Here is a 16,984-nt window from a genome sequence, read left to right as displayed (position 1 = left end):
CCTGCGGTATCCGTAGGGAGAATGCTCGCTGATGCCGACCTTCACCGGCTGTTTTGCCTTGTTCCGTGTCTATGCCCGCCCTTCCTGACTTGCTGCCTGTTTTTCACGTTCTGCCCGGTGCGTATCTGTTGCTCTCGCGGGATTTGGTGATTGAGGCCGCAAGCGACGCCTACCTAGCCGCTACGCTTTCCACCCGAGATGGCTTGTTGGGCAAAAATCTATTCGAGGCTTTTCCCGACAACCCCGACGCGCCCGATGCCCATGCTACGCATAACCTGCGGGCGTCGTTGGCGCAGGTGCTGGCCACGGGCGAGCCGCACGAAATGGCCCGTCAGCACTACGATGTGCCCGATCCGGCGCAGCCAGGCCGGTTTGTAGAACGTCACTGGCTACCGCGCAACACCCCGGTTCTGGACGCGCAGGGCCGCGTTAGCCATATTCTGCACGGCGTAGTCGACGTAACGGAGCAGGTGCGTGATGAGACCACGCTGCGGGCCAGTCAGGCCGCTGAGCGTACTTCCTTGGCCGAAGCCGAGGCTCAGCGCAACCGCCTGCTCACCTTAATTGCGCAGGCGCCCGCCCTGATTGCCAGCCTCTCTGGGCCTTCGCATGTGGTCGAGCTGGCCAACGACGGCTTTCAGGCGATGTTTGGGCACCGCGAGATTATTGGCAAAACCTATCGCGAAGCAGCGCCGGAACTCGCTGGCCAGCCTTTTTTTCCGCTGCTCGACGAAGTGTACCGCACCGGCGACACGTACTACGGCATTGAGGAGCAGGCCTACATCGACCGCACCAACTCCGGGCAGCTCGAGTTGCTCTATTTCAATTTTATCTATCAAGCTACCCGCGACGCGGCCGGGGCCGTCACCGGCATCCTGATTTTTGCCTACGACGTGACGGAGCAGGTGCTGGCCCGCCAGCAGGTGCAAACGCTCAACGAGGAGCTGGCTGCCATCAACGAAGAGCTGCTGGCCTCCAACGAAGAAGGCTTGGCTCATAACACCGAGCTGCTGCAGGCCCAGCAGCAACTCTACCGGCTCAACGAAGACCTGGAAGCCCGCGTTGCCGAGCGCACGCGCGCCTTGCAGCTGGCCCAGGCCGAAGCCGAGCGGCAACGGGCGCGCCTGCACAGCCTGTTTATGCACGCTCCGGCCGCGATTTGCATCCTAAGCGGTCCCGACTTGGTGTATGAATTGGTGAACCCCGGGTACCAGGAGATCTTTCCCGGCCGGCAGCTACTCGGCCTGCCTGTTCTGGAAGCCCTGCCCGAAATCAAGGACCATGAAGTGTATCGCACTTTCCGGCAGGTATACGAAACCGGCGTTACCCACGAGAAGCTGGGCAACCTGATTCCGTTGGCCCGCCCGGAAGATGGCGTGCTCGAAGACCGCTATTTCAACTATATCCAGCAGGCCCGCTACTCCGAGCAGGGCGACATCGACGGGGTGCTCGTGTTTGCCTTCGAAGTAACGGAGCAAGTCGTAGCCCGGCAGGAGGCTGAGAAAGCCCGGCGGATCAGCGAGGCTACTGCCCGGCAGCTGGAGATCCTGACTGATGCCTTGCCCGTGCTCATCAGCTACATAGACCAGGAGCGTACCTATCAGTTTGCCAATCAGGCCTACGAAGCCTGGTTCAATACGCCGCCGGCCGAACTGATCGGGCGGCCCATCCGGGAGGTGCTCCGGGAACCGGCTTACGAAAGAGTAGAAGCCTACATCGACCGCGCGCTGGCCGGCGAGCGCCTGGACTTCGACGCCACCATGCCCTACCGCGATGACTTTACCCGGCACATTCGCACTAGCTACGTGCCCGACATCCGGGAAGGCACCGTGCTTGGCTTCTACAGCCTTGTTGCCGATGTGACGGAGCAGGTGCTGGCCCGCCAGCAGGTGCAGACGCTCAACGAGGAGCTGGCTGCCATCAACGAAGAGCTGTTGGCTTCCAACGAGGAGCTACGCGCCAACCACTCCGAGCTGGTCCGTACGCAGCAGGCCTTGCTCGAAGCCGCCCAGCGCCGCGCCTACGAGCGCGAAACCTTCTATCAGGTATTTGAGCAAACTCCCGCCAGTATTGCGCTTTTGCACGGCCCCGAACACCGGTTTGAGTACGTAAACGCGGCGTACCAGCAGTTGTTCCCTACGCGGCAGCTGCTGGGCCTACCGGTATCCGAAGCCCTGCCCGAAACCGTTGAGCAAGGGTTTTTGGCCCTGATCGACACCGTGTACCAGGCCGGCAACACGTTTTTCGGAACGGAGCTGCGGCTGACGGTAGAACAACCGGATGGCTCCCCTCCGAAAGACGTGTACTTTACCTTCACGTATCAAGCCTACCGTGAAAGCGGCACCATTGCCGGCATTTCCATCTTCGCCTACGACGTAACGGAGCAAGTGCTGGCCCGCCAAGCACGCGAAACCGAGCGGCAGCGCCTGCACAGCCTGTTTATGCAGGCCCCGGCCGCGATTTGCATTCTGGATGGTCCCGACCTGGTGTTTGAGTTGGTAAACCCCGGCTATCAGGAGCTCTTCCCCGGCCGGCAGCTACTCGGCCTGCCTGTTTTGGAAGCCCTGCCCGAAGTTGCCGGCACTCCCGTAGAGACCATTCTGTGGGATGTGTACAACACCGGCCAGACCCACGAAGAACAGGCGTTGCTGGTGCCAATTGCCCGCACCACCGACGGCGAGTTGGAGGAGCGCTATTTTACCTTTGTTTACCAAGCCCGCCACAACGAGGAAGGTGCCATAAATGGCATTTTGGCGTTTGTATTCGAGGTAAGCGTGCAGGTAGAAGCCCGGCGTGCGGCCGAAGTCAGCGCTCAGCAAGCCCGGGCGCTGGCCCAGGAGTTGGGCGCTACCAACGAGCAGCTCACGCGCACCAACGTCGACCTCGACAACTTCATCTACACCGCCTCCCACGATTTGCGCGCGCCCATCACCAACATCGAGGGCCTGCTTCACACGTTGCAGAGCGAGTTGCCGCCGCAAAGCCAGGCCGGGGAGGTGTCGTATGTGCTCGAGCTAATGCAGGACTCCGTCGAACGCTTCAAGCGCACCATCGAACACCTGACCGACGTAAGCAAGCTGCAAAAAGAGCACGATCAGCCCGTCAGCGAAGTCAGGCTGGCGGCCGTCATCGAGGACGTGCGTCTCGACCTGGCCCCGTTGCTGCACCAAGTAGGCGGGCGCCTGGACGTGGACGTGCGGCTGGTTCCGACGGTCATGTTTCCCGAGAAAAACCTGCGCTCAGTAGTCTACAACCTGCTTAGCAATGCCCTCAAATACCACCACCCCGATCGCGCGCCCGAAGTGCATGTACGCGGCCGCGTGGAGGAGGAATATCTCGTGCTGGAAGTGCAGGACAACGGCCTGGGCGTGGATCTGACGCGCAAGCGGCAGCTTTTTGCCATGTTTCAGCGCCTGCATTCCCACGTCGAGGGCTCCGGTGTGGGGCTGTACATGGTGAAGCGAATGGTAGAAAACGCCGGTGGCCGTATCGAAGTCCAGAGCCAGGTAGGGGAGGGTACCACGTTTTCCGTGTACTTCAAACGCTAGCTTTCGCGCAGCAACCTTTTCATGCAGATAAACATCTGTTTATCAAGCGTTTGTGAATAAGGGATGCCCATGCCTATGCGCATCCGACCAAGTGTGCGGACCGCCTTGCCGCAGGGCGCGGGTGCTTCTTACGCCGGCCTTTCGATCTTCTTCTCCAATGTTCCGTAGAAGGACCGCCACCGGTCCACAGCCAGTAGGAATATACCGAGATATACGGGTTAGCTGACTGACGAGTCACGATAAAAGTCAAGAATATATGGTAAAGTATCAAAAAAAGTTCTTTATATTAGATCTTCTAAATATAATCTGCTGTTCTGAGCGTTGGCTTTTTTCTTCCATCACCAGTGCTTTCCACACCTTTTGCTAATGAAGAACTTTTCACTTCCCTCAAATAGTCTGGCGTTGTTTTGCGCGCTCATCCTTGTGGCCTGCGGCGACAAGAAAACCAAAGAAGAGCCCAAGCCCCTCGATGTCAAGACCGAAACGCTCGTCGCCCGCTCGTGGCGCGTGAGCGCCGACGTCACAGTAACGACCCAAAACGGCACGACCACGACCGTCGATAATTACGCGGTGTACCCGGCCTGCGCCAAAGACGACTTCATCCAGTTCAAGGACGACAAGACCATGATCGTCGACGAAGGCCCGACCAAGTGCGCCGCCAGCGACCCCCAACGGCAAACCGGCGTGTGGTCGTGGAATTCCGACCAGACCATCATGACCATGACCGATCCTACCTTTTCGGGCCGTGGTACTTACTCAGGCCCTATCGATCTGAACGCCGCCGCCTTTAAGCTAACGCTGGTGGACGCCATCGCGGGCGGCACCAAAACCCAAACCATCACCTACACCGGCTTTTAAGCGCAACGCGTGCAACAGCTCGCGGCCTCTTGGTCCTTTGCCAAGAGGCGTGGGCTAACGAAGCATCGAAAAGGCTCTTCCGTAATGGAAGAGCCTTTTTTTGGCTGCCTATGCAGCTATGGTGCAGGAAAGGAGGCTTTCTGTTAGCATTAAATACTGTAAACTATTGATAATCAATATATTATAGTATATTATACTGAGTGCGGGAGGCGTATAGCCGAGGATAAGTACAAGTAAATCTCCGATGCTTTAACTTGCCAAAGCGTCACACCCAGTGCGCTTCGCTTTTGCTTCGTCGCTGATGCTCAAACTCTACGCTTTCGTCTCGTTGTTGGTGTTCGTATCACAATTTTCAGCCCAGGGTCAGACGCCGACCCCGCCCATTGTTATCGAAACCGCGCATGTCGGCCTGGTGCTGGCGGTAGGCGATCAGCAGAAGCTCTACCAGACTTACCTCGGCCCCCGGCTGACGACCGCCGCCGACTACCAGTTGCTGCCCGCCCGCCACGAAGCGTACCCGCCGGCCGGTACCAACAACCTGTTTGAGCCGGCCATTCGCGTGTTGCATACCGATGGAAACCCTTCGCTGTCGCTGGCCTTCGTGGATGTGAAAACCAGCAAGACCGGCGACAACGTGACCACCACCATCGTTCATCTGCGCGACCCGCAGTACCCGGTGGATGTGCGGCTGCACTTTGTAGCCTACACCCGCGAGGACGTCATTAAAACCTGGACGGAAATCGTGCACCGCGAAAAGAAACCGGTGGTGCTGACCAACTACGCTTCGGCCATGCTGCACTTCGATGCCAAGCAGTACTGGCTCACCCAGTACCACGGCGACTGGGCCGAGGAAGCCAAGCAGGAGGAGAGCCAACTCACGAGCGGCACCAAAGTCATTGAAACAAAGCTCGGTACGCGCGCGGGCTGGTACCAGACGCCGTCCTTTTTCCTGGCGCCCAACCAGCCCGCCACCGAAACGACCGGCGAAGTGCTGGCCGGCACGTTGGCCTGGACGGGCAACTTCCGGCTGGCTTTTGAAGTGGACAACCGCAATTCGCTGCGCGTGTCGGCCGGCATCAATCCGTATGCTTCGGAGTACCGCTTGCCGGCAAATCAGCCCTTTGTTACGCCCGAATTCATCTTTACCTACAGCACCCAGGGCAAGGGCCAGGCTTCGCGCAACCTGCACCGCTGGGCGCGGCAGCAGGGCGGCGTGCTCGACGGCACCCAGCCGCGTCTGACGCTGCTCAACAACTGGGAAGCCACCTTTTTCGACTTCAACGAAGCCAAGCTCGACGCGTTGATGGGCGACGCCGCCAAGTTGGGCGTCGATCTGTTCTTGCTCGACGACGGCTGGTTTGGCAATAAATACCCGCGCAAAGACGACACCCAGGGCCTCGGCGACTGGCAGCCTACCCAATCCAAGCTGCCCAACGGCGTAGGGCACTTGGTGCAAACGGCAACGAAAGAAGGCATCAAATTCGGCATCTGGATCGAGCCCGAAATGGTGAACCCCAAGAGTGAGCTGGCCGAAAAGCATCCCGATTGGATACTCAAGCTACCCAACCGCCCCGAAGACATCTCGCGCAACCAACTCGTGCTCGACCTGACCAACCCCAAGGTGCAGGACTTCGTGTACAACATCGTGGATGGGCTCATGGCCAAGGGCGTAGCCTACTTCAAGTGGGACTGTAACCGCATGATTACCAGCGCCTACTCGCAGCACTTGGGCAAGGAGCAGTCGCAGCTCTACATCGATTATGTGCGCGGCCTTTACCGCGTACTCGATCGGGTGCGCCAGAAGTACCCGCACGTCCCGATGATGCTGTGCTCAGGCGGCGGGGCCCGCGCCGACTACGGCGGCTTGAAATACTTCACCGAATTCTGGCCCAGCGACGACACCGATGCCTTGGAGCGGGTATTTATTCAGTGGGGATTTCTGCAATTTTTCCCTTCCAACACGCTAGCCAGCCACATTACCAACTGGAACCGGCAGCAAACCCTGAAGTTTCGCACCGACGTAGCCATGATGGGCAAGCTGGGCTACGACATCGAAGTGAGCAAGATGACGCCCGAAGAGCTGCAATTCAGCCAGCAGGCCGTGCAGAACTACAAGCGCCTGAGCCCCGTGATCTGGCAGGGCGACCTGTACCGCTTGCGCTCGCCCTACGAAGGCAACCAAGTGGCCCTGCTCTACGCCGACGAAGCTCAGCGCCACGCCGTGCTCTACGGCTACAACCTGCACACCCGCTTTCACGAAAACGCGCTGCCCGTCCGCCTGCAAGGCCTCGACCCCGCCAAGCGCTACAAGCTCACCGAAATCAACCTGATGCCCGGCCAGAAATCGGACCTTGCGGCCCATGGCCAAACCTACTCAGGCGACTACCTGATGAAGGTTGGTATCCTGCTGTCCGGCAGCGAAGTAACCCCTTTGACCAGCCACGTGGTGGAGTTAACGGCGGAATAGCCGGGCAAAAGTCTGTGCCTAAACGCGTGTCCCCAGGAGCCAGCTCCTGGGGACACGCGTTTTTTATAAAATATTGATAATTAATTACTTAAGCCTTAAGGCCGTATTTGTCGATCAGAGGCTGGCGCTGGTCGAAGAACGTGGTAATGCCGAACCGGCGATCCAAGTCGGCCCAACGCTTGGCGATTCCGGGATCGGCGGGCGTCAGCTTGTATTTCTCCATATCCGCCAGAATCTTGCCGTTTAACTCTTCCAGAAAGTCTTCGAAATTCTGGTTGAAGTACATGTCCACGTAGTGGGCTGGGGCATCGGTGGCATTCCAGAAAGTATGGACCAAACCGTGCGGACGCAGGTGCCAGCCTCCGGCCGGCACCGTGTATACCGTTTCCTCCACCAAAACCGAGACGGTTCCGGACAAGACGAACATGATTTCATCCAGGTCGCGGTGTACGTGCGGTGGCGGACCCATTTGCTTGGGGCCAATGAGAAATTCGACACTCGAATACTGCCGATTCGTCTGGGAACTGCGAACCCACGTGCGCATCACAATCCCCCGGGTGTTCAGCTGCAATGGAGCCGCGGGTGGTAGTAAGAAAGGAGGTAACGGGCTGGAAGAGAAAGTTTTATGCGGAGCAGCCTGGCTCGCTGCTGCCGATTCGTTTGGCAACCAGCCTAAAAAGCCGGTGCCGAGGGCTGCTGTAGTTAAGTGATGTAACGCGTCACGGCGCGTCTTCGAAGGCAAGGAAGTACTCATGCGCGTTGGGAAAAATATAGTGTAGCAGGCATGCGCTACGTATGGCTAAGTTGCTCCAAGGCTTGTAGCAAAAAGCCTCGGAAAGGAAGCAGTGCCAAAATGTTGACTAGCAACGCACTAGCTGGGAGGGGTGAGTGGAGAATTACATAGTAATATACAGATATTCAAGGCGTAGTAAGTCAAATACTTTTATTTGCTGCGCGGCATGACAGCAGAGGTTCCCGAGGTTGCCGGCCATGAGTTAAAGGCCGACGCTAGAGAGCACCGCAGAACCGCTTTGCGTATAAGCCCCAAACGATTTGGCCTAGCTTCCCCAGCAACCCACCCGCACCATGAAATACGCGACCCTTTTCATCGGCCTACTGCTGGCGCAATCCGTGCTGAACGCCTGCCAAACGCCAAAAACCGCAACGCCTGACGCCGCCGCGCCAACCACTTCGGGTGCCATGTCTACTACTACTCCACTTATCTGGAAATCAGAGCAATACGCGCTCTACCGCGACAGCGTGGTGCAGGGGCCGTATGTGGCGCGGGCGATTTCGCGCACGCAACTGACCTCCAACTACCACAGCCCGGCCAACGCGTTTCAGAACCCGCAGATCAGCTTTAAGTTTAGCCTCAACGGCAAAGACAATGAGCTGGCGCCCGGCCAAGATCATATGTTCGTAGCCTTGCCGAAAGCCGGGGGCGGCGACGTACTGGAAACGCCGCTGCTCACCTTTGGCAAGCGCTACGTCGATGCCACGCCCGTGCCGGCCAACACGTATTTGGCCCCGAATACGAAGCTCAAGATCCGGGTTGACATGCGCCCGGTTCTGGCTGCGTTCAAAAAGCAAGGCTACTTCACGACCTACAAAGGCGACAAAATCTACCAGCAGGATTTCAAGAAAGTGTTGGTGGCCGGCTCGGCGGCCCCGCTGAGTTGGGATTTCGACAACCTCGTGAACAAGCCCGAGCTGGAACTGAAAGACCCCGACGGCGATGGCATTTACGAAGTGCTGCTCACGCTCAACGTGCCGGCCGAAGCGAAAACCACCGCCGGCCAATGGCAGCAGTCGATCAATACCGCTGATTTTCCGCAGTATACTTCCGACTATCCGATTTCCGACGCGCTTTATAACCTAGCCTTGGAAGAAGTCCGCCGTGCCGTGGAGCCCGACAGCACGTTTCGCACGGGCAAGGAGTGGGCCGGCGTTTGGACGCGCGACATCAGCTACTCCATCATCCTAGCGCAGGCCACGTTGCAACCTCGCGTGGCCATGAACAGCCTGTTGCGCAAGGTGTCGGCGGACGGGCGCATCATTCAGGATACGGGCACGGGCGGCGCCTACCCGTGCTCCACCGACCGCATGATCTGGGCTACAGCGGCCTGGGAAATCTACAAAGTCACGGGCGACAACGCGTGGCTGAAGAAGGTGTACCCAATTATCAAAAAGTCGATTGAGGACGACATGCTGAACGCCTACGACCCCGCCACGGGGTTGGTGCGGGGCGAATCGTCGTTTCTGGACTGGCGCGAGCAAACCTACCCGCGCTGGATGCAGCCGGTCGATATTTATCAGTCGGAAAACCTGGGCACCAACGCCGTGCATTACCAAGCCAATGTGGTGCTGGCCCAAATGGCGCAACAACTTGGTCAGCAAGCAGTTGCTAGTAAGCACCAACAAGCCGCTGCGCAGATCAAAAAAGGCATCAACGACCACCTGTGGCAGGCCGATAAAGGCTATTACGGGCAGTTTCTCTACGGCCGTAAATTCCTGGTGCTCTCGCCGCGGGCCGAAGCTTTGGGCGAAGCGCTGAGCGTGCTGTTCGGTGTGGCCGGGGGCGAGCAGGCCCAAACGGTGGTGCAGCGCACGCCCACCACGGCGTACGGCATCTCCTGCATTTACCCCCAGATTCCGGGCATTCCGCCTTACCACAACAACGCCGTGTGGCCCTTTGTGCAGAGCTTTTGGGCCATGGCCGCCGCCAAAGCCGGCAACGAAGAAGCGGTGCTGGAAAGCATCGCGGCCGTTTATCGGCCGGCGGCGCTGTTCCTGACCAACAAGGAAAACTTTGTGGCCGAAAACGGCGACTTTGCCGGCACCCAGATCAACTCCAGCAACATGCTCTGGAGCCTGTCGGGCAGCCTGGGACTGGTGTATAAAGTGCTGTTTGGCATGGAGTGGGAGGACAATCGCTTGGTATTCAAGCCATTCGTACCCAAGGCTTTGCAGGGCGCGCGCAAACTGACGGGCTTCCACTACCGCCACGCGGTGTTAGATATTGATATGCAGGGCTTTGGCCACGGTATCAGCTCGATCACCCTCGACGGGCAGCCCTTGCCCGATGCCGCCATACCGGCCACCCTGACCGGTCGCCACGCCGTGCGCATTGTGTTGCGCAGTGAAGCTGCTTCCGGTGCTGCCGCCGTAAACCGCGTGGCGAACCTGTTTTCGCCCGAAACGCCTACCGTTACCTACGCCAACAGCCAGTTGAGCTGGGCGCAACAGGCTGACGTGAAGACGTATAAAGTGCTAAAAAACGGCCAGCCGCTGACTTCCGTTGCCGCCACCAGCCTGCCGGTGCAGCCTGCCAAAGAATACGCTGAATACCAAGTGATTGCGGTGGCTGGCAACGGACTTGAATCCTTTGCCAGCGAGCCGTTGGCCGTGGGCAGCGAAGCGCTCAGCCGCCAGTATCAGCTCGAAACGGTCGCGCCCAAGGCAGCTATGCCTTACAAAGGTTTCACGGGCAAGGGCTTCGTAGAAATCAGCAAGGCCAAAAACACGGCCGTGACGGTGCCCGTCACAGTGCCCGAAACCGGCCTGTACGCAGTGGATTTTCGCTATGCCAACGGCAACGGCCCCACCAACACAAACAACCAATGCGCCATCCGAACCCTGAAAATGGGCTATAACGTGTTGGGTACCATTGTGTTGCCGCAGCGCGGCGTGGCCGAGTGGTCGAACTGGGGATATAGCAATCCGGTGCTGGTGCGCCTGACCAAAGGCACGCACCCGTTAACACTAGCCTTCGAGCCCGCCAACGAAAACATGAACGGCACCGTCAATCAAGCCATGCTCGACTACCTGCGCCTGACCAAGGTGCAGTAGAAACAAAATCGCCTTATTTATAAGTTTTGATAATCAACAACTTATAAATAAGGCGATTAGCAAAATCCAAAAATCGCTCAGACTTGGTTAGCTGGTTTCACCGGTCGCTCATACCAGCGGCGCCGCAGCCAGAAGGCAACGTTCACCAAGGCAATGAGCGCGGGCACTTCGATGAGCGGACCAACTACCCCGGCAAACGCTTGCCCGGAGTTGAGGCCAAATACCCCGATGGCCACGGCAATGGCCAGCTCGAAATTGTTGCCGGTAGCGGTAAACGCAATCGAAGTGTTCTCGGCGTAGCCAGCTCCCAGCCACTTGCCCGCCGCAAAGCTGAGCAGGAACATGATGCCGAAATACAAACACAGCGGCAGGGCAATGCGCAGCACATCAAGCGGAATTTGCACGATGAGCCGGCCCTTGAGGCTGAACATAACCACGATGGTAAAGAGCAACGCCAGCAGGGTGATGGGGCTGATCGCGGGCAGGAAAACGCGCTCATACCAGTCGTTGCCCTTCAGCCGCCGCAGGAAGTAGCGCGACAGAAAGCCCGCCGCGAACGGAATGCCCAGATACGTCAGCACACTCTGCGCGATGGCGCCAATGCCGACCGTAACCGTGTACCCGCGTAGCCCAAAATAGGGCGGCAGCACCGTGATAAATAGCCACGCCAACACGCTATAAAACAGCACCTGAAACACCGAATTCAGTGCCACCAGTCCCGCTGCGTATTCGCGGTCGCCATCGGCTAAGTCATTCCAAACCAAGACCATAGCAATGCAGCGCGCAATGCCAATCAGGATCAGGCCCATCATGTAGTCGGGCCGGTCGGGGAGCAGCCAGATGGCCAGCACAAACATCAGCACCGGACCCACTACCCAGTTGAGCACCAACGAAAGGCCAATGATGCGCGCGTTGCGAAAAATGCGGCCCAGCTGCTCGTATTTTACTTTCGCCAGGGGCGGGTACATCATCAAAATGAGGCCCGCGGCAATGGGAACGTTCACCGTGCCCACGGAGAAGAAATCAACGGCTTTTTCGATGCCCGGCACGAAATACCCCAGCGCCACGCCCGCCACCATGGCCAAGAAAATCCAGAGCGTGAGGCCCCGATCGAGGCCGGAGAGCTTTTTTTGCGCTACTGCCGCCACGGGCGGCGCGCTCGCGGCAGCGGCTTGAGAATATGTCGTCATGAAAGAGTAGAAAGAAATTAGGCCGTCCCGACAGTGGGGCTGCGCCGCTCCATTTGCACGGTGTTGCGCCACACGCCGTGGTGCTGGCCAATCCGCTCGCGGTAGCCAATAATCCGGAAGCCGGCCTGGGTGTGCAGGCCGATGCTGGCCGTATTTTCCTCGAAAGTGCCGGCCTGCAACGTCCAGATGCCGTTGGCTTCCGATTCGGCAATCAGCGCCTGCAACAGCTGCCGCCCGACGCCCTGGCCCCGCGCTTCGGGCGCAATGTATATGCTGATTTCGGCCACGCCGCCGTACACGCAACGGCCCGAAACGGGGCTCAGCGCGGCCCAGCCCAGCACCGTGCCATCGTCGGAAAGCGCCACGAGCCGACTGTGGGCCAGGTGAGCTTTGTCCCAGGCTTCCCAAGCGGGGGCCTGCGTTTCAAACGTGGCGTTGCCGGTAGCCATGCCGGCTTCGTAGATGGCGCGCACCGCGGGCCAGTGAGCTTCGAGCAGAGGTTCGATGGTCATAAGTATCAGGTATATAAATACTTAGTAAGCATGCCGCAACATGTCGGCGTAGGCATTGGGCAGGGGCGAGGCCTCGACGGCTCGCGCTGCTTTCTCCACGTCGTAAGCAACGCGGATCAGTTCCGAACGGAGGCGCTCCGGCTCGGTGAGCGAGGTGGTCGAGTCGAAGTGAAGCAGCTGGTAGGCCGCGCGCGGGTCGCCGTCTTTGGGCTTCCCCACCGAGCCGATGTTGAGCGCGTGGCGGTGGCGGAGCTGGCCTTCGTATTCGTAGGCGAAGGTGCGGTGATACGGCTTGTGGGTGTGGCCAAACAGCAGAATGTCCGCGTTAGCTTCATCCAGAATCCGCCGAAAACTCTGCTCCGGACGGTCTTCAAACAGATACTCGTTGATTCTGCGCGGCGAACCGTGTACCATGAGCAAGCTGATCGTCGTGGGTTCTTCCTGAAACTCCACGCGCAAGTGTTTCGGCAGGAAGCGAAGGTAGCGGCGCTCGTCGGTGCCTACTGCGTAGTTGGTGAAGGCAATGCTCTGGGCGCCAAGGGCTTTCTCCGCATCCGTTTTGTAGGCACAGCCGCACTCCGAGCTGTTGAGGCCGATGCCTTGGTCGTAGTTGCCGGCCAAGGTCGGGATGCCGCGCCGCCGGATTTCGTTGATTACCTCGTTGGGCCACGGTGCGTACCCCACCAAGTCGCCCAGACAAAAGACCATATCGGGCCGCCGCTGGTCGATATCGGCCAACACGGCTTCCAAAGCCGGCAAGTTGCCGTGTACATCAGAAAAGAAAGCTATCGTCATGATAACCAAGATGTTGGGTGCAAGGTAAGCGTCGCGCCCAGAGTGCGCCTAACAAGCTTATCCTTAGCAGCATACGCCACCGGGCGAGCAGCTCGGGCCGCACTCCGCGCCGGTATCGACCAGGGTAAACGCCATGGGCGCGGTGGTCAGGGCCTCAGCAGGTACGGCTTGTGCGGCCGGCGCAATGCAGCATTGGTTGCTGGCTTGGGCGTATTCGGCCTCGTAGCGCGGGTCGTTGAACTCGGCATCTTCATGAAAGTAGTACACTTCCCATTCCACGCCATCGGGGTCGTTTACCCAAAACTTGTCCTGCTTGGCGTAGCAGCAGCTAGTGCCCACTTCCTCGCGCTGCACTAGGCCGGCTGCACGGGCCACGTCCAGGCGCTGGTTTAGCTCTTCTACCGTTTCTACCTGAAAACCCAAGTGCCCGAAGTTGCTGGCCACGCGCCCCGGATTTTCCACGAAGGAGATAATCAGCGAGGGCTTGTCGAGCACGTACTTGGCGTAGCCGCGGCGGATTTTGGCGGCGGGTTGCCCAAAGAAAGCCGTGTAAAAGTTAACTGTCGCAGTTAGGTCGGACACGTACAACGAGACGTGCATCCGGGGAAATACAGCATTGTCCATGATGAGCAGAAAAGAGGAGGTGGGAAAGGAAACTAACAAGCGCAGGCGTCGTCCGGCCCGCAGGCGGAGGAGGCAGTAGCCTCCACAAAAAAGGCAGTAAACTGCTGATACACTTGTTGTAGCAGCGCCGTGTTGAGGCAGTAGCAAACCGTCAGGCCGTCGATATCCCCCCGGATGAGGTCCAGGGATTTCAACTCCTGCAAATGCTGCGAAACCGTGGTGCGGCTCAAGGGCAGTTCCGCCGCAATGTCGCCGGAGATGCAGCTTCTTTTGGAGGCCAAGAGTTGAATAATGGCCACTCGCGCCGGGTGTGCCAGCGCCTTGGCCACACGTGCCAGCTGTTGTTGCTCCTCAGTGAAGGCAGTGGTTTTGGCGTACGTCATAAAGCAACTGTGAAGTATGTCGTAAATATACGACATAATATGATGTATGTATACGACAAAGAGATATATATTTTTTTCTGCTTACTGAAATTTATAATTTTCTGAAATCGAAAAGTATTGTTATAATAACTTGATAATCAATGAATTAAATCTATAGTCATAAAGTGACAGGTTAATAAATTCTAGGATTTAAGAAGGGTAAGGGAGGCCTACTTTTTCACCGAAAATCCTTGTAGTTCCGCTTCGATTCGTTGGTTCCAGCTCTCTTGCACGGCTTGGTTCAGGCCGTGGCTGGTTTCGTTGTCGTACTGTTCCTGCACGCGGTTCATCTCTTGAAACGCCCGAATGTATTGGTAGGGAATGATGCTGTTGTAGTCTTCAATGGTCAGACTGTCGGTCTGGACGTGCTGCTTGAAGTGTTCGGCCACCAGCTTTACCAAGTCGAAATGGCGCTGCTCGTGGTTGAGGCTGTACGCGTCTTTGGCGCTGGCTTTTACCCACGAAGAACTGCGCACCACAAAGGCCTTCAGCGTCAGATTGACCTGAATAACGCCGTTGTTGATTTTGGTGCGTCCGGTGTAGGCAAAACTCGGAAACACCGACGCCGCGTACGGCCCAACGCGCGGGGTCGCCCGAAAATCGTCCCAAGTGAGCGGGCGTTGGGGCGTGTAAAAGAGCGTGTCGTCCTCGGTGTTTTGGGTGTAGTCGGTAAACGAAATCCGGATGCCGCGCGCCAGCTTTTCGTTGAATTGCGCCTGGTTGTTCATCCAGGTATTCAGGTACTTAAGTGATTCTACTAACGTCTGCCGAAGCGTAGGTCCCACCACTGCAAGCTCACCAACCGGCCGAATGTAGCGCGCCGCCCCCCGATAATCGGTGAGGTGAATGGTTTTGCCATCGCGTCTCCAGTCGAAGGCCAATGTCAGGGCTACGCGGCCTTCCACATAGCCTTTCGTGGCGGGCGTTTCCGTTACCTGACATTCTTTGATGCGCATGGTCACGGGTCGCAGCGCCGCATTTCGCTTCAGGCTTTGCTGCACAAATTGACGAATGGCAGCCGGTCCACCACCCTGTAAGTCAACGGGTTGGGGTGTGGTAGGCAGGGCCGCCCCGGTTGGCGCCACCAATAGGAAGGCCACTGCGGCCCGGTTGGCGCGCTCGTCCACCACATCGCTGATGAAAAACTCTTGCGGCGTAAAAGGCTGCGGATCAGGCTTTAAAACGATGGGGCTAACCTTGACAGCCGTTTGACTACCGGTCAACAAAAGTGCACCCGGCACCAGCGAAGCCAGCCACCACAGGCGCAGTTTCACGAGGAAGCCCGCCGTAGCCCGTAGCCGCAATAAATAGTGGGTAGTAGATAAAATATTGCTAATCATTTAGTTAGGTATTCAGCCATCCTGTCCGAAACCAGGTTTGTGGCCTATGAACACCCAACCGAAAAGTAAAGCTCCCAGCGCAGCCGAAACCACTGCTCTTCAATCGAGCGGGCAGTTGTCAGGCTTGTAACACCGCCCGCCGGTTGAGCTCAAGTTGTTGAGTAGCAATTCTTTCACTTAGTAGCAGCTGGCTGGCCAAGTCGTTGATGTCGGCCAGCTGGCCTGAGAGCGCCGCCAGCCATTTGCGGGCTGCTGCATCGTTGCCCGTAGCTCCGGCCACCGTTGCTTGTGCCAAAAGCCCTTCTTCTGCTTCGAAGGGTTTGATCTGCTGTGCTTTGGCCAGCCAGAGTTCGGCTTGTGCTACGTCGTGGGTGTGGGTGGCTGCGAAGTAAGTGGCCTCGCAGCAAAGCTGTTGCTGCACCTCTGCCGTAGTAAGAGGCAGCAGGCCGAGGGCTTTTCCCAAATGAAATTCCGCCTGGGTAAAATCTTGATTGTCAAGATGATATAAGTAAGTATAAAAATGCGATGTGCAGTCGAAGCTGGAGCCGTCCGGGGCGGTCAACAGTTGCTTTACTACCTCGGCATCCCAGTTTCGGGGGCGTGTACCGGCGTGCGAAACGCTGGAGAGCGTATACAGGGCCAACTGCCGCTGCAACGAGGCGCCACCCCGCAAAAGCCGCAACACATAGCCGCCGTCGGAAGTGTGTTTGGTAGGCGTAGTGAACGGAATCAGGTTGGCAAGTCCGATAAAGATGGACAAGCCGCCAAACAGGTATAGCGCCTGCACAAGTACAAAAGCCAGTGCGGGAGAGGCTGCAAAGATCTGGCTATCGGCAAGGGCCTTTCCTGCCAGCAGCGCCGCGCTGCCCGTAACAATATTGGCCAAGATGCCTCCCAAAAAGTAGATGGCCAGGCCGCGCTGCAGATGCGGGCCCGCAGCCGGAACGGCGCGCACATAGCCCATGATTTTGCCGGGCTTGCGCTTCAAGCGCACCTGCCACCGCGCCCCTTTGCGCTCGACGTACAGCCACGCCACCACGTAAGTCAGGCACCGAAACTTCAGCAGGTACGCGGCCAGGAAATGCCCGCCTTCGTGTACGGCCGTAATCAGCAGGCGCATGGTTAAAAACCCAACTGCCAGATACAGAAAGTATTGCCACCCGGCCAAGGGCGATGCCCGCACGTACCGGATGTAGCTTTCAATCCAATCGATTGTAAGTAAGGTAAAGCTCGCACCCAGCACCGCACCAAGCAGTGCGCGTTTAGTTTCCGACGACCTGTTGCGTTTGGAAGGAGTAGAAGTTGATGCCATCTGGTAGAATCAGGCCAAAGCAGTAGCAGAGAATAAGACAATTTTGAGCCAAGAAAGATAAAGGAAA

Annotated in this window: 12 protein-coding genes; 4 read left to right on the top strand and 8 right to left on the bottom strand. The window is 58.0% G+C overall.

What is annotated here, in order from left to right:
* Positions 1 to 71 precede the first annotated feature (71 nt).
* The 3 genes from H9I52_RS20030 to H9I52_RS20020 all read left to right on the top strand — a co-directional run bounded on the left by H9I52_RS20030 (position 72) and on the right by H9I52_RS20020 (position 6,873).
* Entirely contained in the window at positions 72 to 3,548 is a 3,477-nt protein-coding gene (locus tag H9I52_RS20030) for a PAS domain-containing protein (protein WP_187455322.1), read from the top strand.
* Between the two features lie 366 nt (positions 3,549 to 3,914).
* Entirely contained in the window at positions 3,915 to 4,406 is a 492-nt protein-coding gene (locus H9I52_RS20025) for a hypothetical protein (protein WP_139517581.1), read from the top strand.
* Positions 4,407 to 4,707: 301 nt separating this feature from the next.
* Positions 4,708 to 6,873, top strand: coding sequence for an alpha-galactosidase (locus tag H9I52_RS20020; protein ID WP_187455321.1), 2,166 nt, complete (start codon positions 4,708 to 4,710; stop codon positions 6,871 to 6,873).
* An 88-nt stretch (positions 6,874 to 6,961) separates the two neighbouring features.
* Here the strand turns inward: H9I52_RS20020 and H9I52_RS20015 are convergent, their stop codons facing one another.
* Complete coding sequence (locus H9I52_RS20015; RefSeq protein ID WP_262386156.1) at positions 6,962 to 7,417, bottom strand: cupin domain-containing protein; 456 nt, start codon at positions 7,415 to 7,417, stop codon at positions 6,962 to 6,964.
* 542 nt (positions 7,418 to 7,959) lie between these two features.
* Between H9I52_RS20015 and H9I52_RS20010 the strand changes: the two genes are divergently transcribed.
* A complete protein-coding gene (locus tag H9I52_RS20010; RefSeq protein ID WP_187455319.1) occupies positions 7,960 to 10,722 on the top strand; it encodes an MGH1-like glycoside hydrolase domain-containing protein in 2,763 nt (920 codons plus the stop codon).
* 77 nt (positions 10,723 to 10,799) lie between these two features.
* Here the strand turns inward: H9I52_RS20010 and arsB are convergent, their stop codons facing one another.
* The 7 genes from arsB to H9I52_RS19975 all read right to left on the bottom strand — a co-directional run bounded on the left by arsB (position 10,800) and on the right by H9I52_RS19975 (position 16,917).
* The gene (arsB, locus tag H9I52_RS20005) at positions 10,800 to 11,912 is read right to left on the bottom strand and encodes an ACR3 family arsenite efflux transporter (protein WP_187455318.1); all 1,113 of its coding nucleotides are present in this window, start codon (positions 11,910 to 11,912) and stop codon (positions 10,800 to 10,802) included.
* Between the two features lie 17 nt (positions 11,913 to 11,929).
* Positions 11,930 to 12,424, bottom strand: a complete 495-nt coding sequence (locus H9I52_RS20000) for a GNAT family N-acetyltransferase (protein ID WP_187455317.1) — start codon at positions 12,422 to 12,424, stop codon at positions 11,930 to 11,932.
* Positions 12,425 to 12,445: 21 nt separating this feature from the next.
* Positions 12,446 to 13,219: a metallophosphoesterase family protein gene (locus H9I52_RS19995; RefSeq protein WP_187455316.1), complete on the bottom strand. Its 774-nt coding sequence runs from the start codon at positions 13,217 to 13,219 to the stop codon at positions 12,446 to 12,448.
* 63 nt (positions 13,220 to 13,282) lie between these two features.
* Entirely contained in the window at positions 13,283 to 13,843 is a 561-nt protein-coding gene (locus H9I52_RS19990; RefSeq protein ID WP_187455315.1) for an ArsI/CadI family heavy metal resistance metalloenzyme, read from the bottom strand.
* 32 nt (positions 13,844 to 13,875) lie between these two features.
* Entirely contained in the window at positions 13,876 to 14,226 is a 351-nt protein-coding gene (locus H9I52_RS19985; protein WP_139517574.1) for an ArsR/SmtB family transcription factor, read from the bottom strand.
* A gap of 209 nt (positions 14,227 to 14,435) precedes the next feature.
* Positions 14,436 to 15,605, bottom strand: a complete 1,170-nt coding sequence (locus tag H9I52_RS19980; RefSeq protein ID WP_187455314.1) for a hypothetical protein — start codon at positions 15,603 to 15,605, stop codon at positions 14,436 to 14,438.
* A 118-nt stretch (positions 15,606 to 15,723) separates the two neighbouring features.
* Positions 15,724 to 16,917 carry a M50 family metallopeptidase gene (locus H9I52_RS19975; protein ID WP_187455313.1) on the bottom strand — a complete coding sequence of 398 codons (1,194 nt, stop codon included), beginning with the start codon at positions 16,915 to 16,917 and terminating at the stop codon, positions 15,724 to 15,726.
* Between the last annotated feature and the right edge of the window lie 67 nt (positions 16,918 to 16,984).

It is taken from the genome of Hymenobacter sp. BT491, from assembly GCF_014349165.1.
Taxonomy (GTDB): Bacteria; Bacteroidota; Bacteroidia; order Cytophagales; family Hymenobacteraceae; genus Hymenobacter; species Hymenobacter jejuensis.
The sequence above is the reverse complement of the archived record's forward strand: the minus strand, read 5'-3'. Positions and strand labels throughout refer to the sequence as shown.

Excerpts from the sequence above, each read along its gene's own strand:
- H9I52_RS19975 (WP_187455313.1), bottom strand. The coding sequence starts at position 16,917 with ATGGCATCAACTTCTACTCCTTCCAAACGCAACAGGTCGTCGGAAACT.
- H9I52_RS20015 (WP_262386156.1), bottom strand. The coding sequence starts at position 7,417 with ATGCGCACGTGGGTTCGCAGTTCCCAGACGAATCGGCAGTATTCGAGT.
- H9I52_RS19990 (WP_187455315.1), bottom strand. The coding sequence starts at position 13,843 with ATGGACAATGCTGTATTTCCCCGGATGCACGTCTCGTTGTACGTGTCC.
- H9I52_RS20010 (WP_187455319.1), top strand. The coding sequence starts at position 7,960 with ATGAAATACGCGACCCTTTTCATCGGCCTACTGCTGGCGCAATCCGTG.
- arsB (WP_187455318.1), bottom strand. The coding sequence starts at position 11,912 with ATGACGACATATTCTCAAGCCGCTGCCGCGAGCGCGCCGCCCGTGGCG.
- H9I52_RS20025 (WP_139517581.1), top strand. The coding sequence starts at position 3,915 with ATGAAGAACTTTTCACTTCCCTCAAATAGTCTGGCGTTGTTTTGCGCG.
- H9I52_RS20030 (WP_187455322.1), top strand. The coding sequence starts at position 72 with ATGCCCGCCCTTCCTGACTTGCTGCCTGTTTTTCACGTTCTGCCCGGT.
- H9I52_RS19980 (WP_187455314.1), bottom strand. The coding sequence starts at position 15,605 with ATGATTAGCAATATTTTATCTACTACCCACTATTTATTGCGGCTACGG.
- H9I52_RS19995 (WP_187455316.1), bottom strand. The coding sequence starts at position 13,219 with ATGACGATAGCTTTCTTTTCTGATGTACACGGCAACTTGCCGGCTTTG.
- H9I52_RS20000 (WP_187455317.1), bottom strand. The coding sequence starts at position 12,424 with ATGACCATCGAACCTCTGCTCGAAGCTCACTGGCCCGCGGTGCGCGCC.
- H9I52_RS20020 (WP_187455321.1), top strand. The coding sequence starts at position 4,708 with ATGCTCAAACTCTACGCTTTCGTCTCGTTGTTGGTGTTCGTATCACAA.
- H9I52_RS19985 (WP_139517574.1), bottom strand. The coding sequence starts at position 14,226 with ATGACGTACGCCAAAACCACTGCCTTCACTGAGGAGCAACAACAGCTG.